This window comes from Rahnella bruchi (genome assembly GCF_003614975.1).
GTDB lineage: Bacteria > Pseudomonadota > Gammaproteobacteria > Enterobacterales > Enterobacteriaceae > Rahnella > Rahnella bruchi.
Genome location: NZ_QZWI01000059.1, coordinates 1 through 536, shown reverse-complemented (window position 1 = coordinate 536; position 536 = coordinate 1). Strand labels below are relative to the sequence as shown.

Annotated in this window: 1 pseudogene; it reads right to left on the bottom strand. The window is 61.8% G+C overall.

What is annotated here, in order from left to right:
- Positions 1 to 536: pseudogene (locus D5398_RS25335) on the bottom strand (hypothetical protein); the annotation flags it as partial.

The following is a 536-nucleotide window of genomic DNA, read 5'->3' as shown; positions in this document are numbered from 1 at the left end:
GTGCTGTTGTAAGCCGCTCCCCCGCCCAGCGCGCCGGCGGTACTGGTGCCCAGGTTGGCTAAGTTCGTGGTATTCGTGCCCACATTGGTATTGGTGGCAAACAGCTGGCCGCCGTTGACCGCGTCGGTGGAAGTGCCAGACAGCGCGCCTGCCGTGACGCCGGTTACAGTACGGCTGCCGCTCGTGCCGACCACGCTTATAGAGGCTCCTGCCTTATCGGCCCCTACGGTAATGGCTTGAGTAGTCGCATCCTGTTTTACCAAGCCAACGGTACCGTTGGTCAGGTTTGTTATCGACGTCCTATTGCCCTCAATGTTTTCCGCACTGGTAGCCACGTTAGCATTGGTGGCAAACAGCTGGCCGCCGTTGACCGCGTCGGTGGACGCCGCCGCCAGATTACCCGCCGTCAGATTGCTCAGCGTCTGCGCCTCCCCGGGTGCAGCGGCGGTACCGTTGGCGGCGGTGAGCACCGCTTTATTTGCCGTATCGGTACGCTGCACCACGCCGGTGGTTCCCTCTGAAATGCTGCCGGTTAA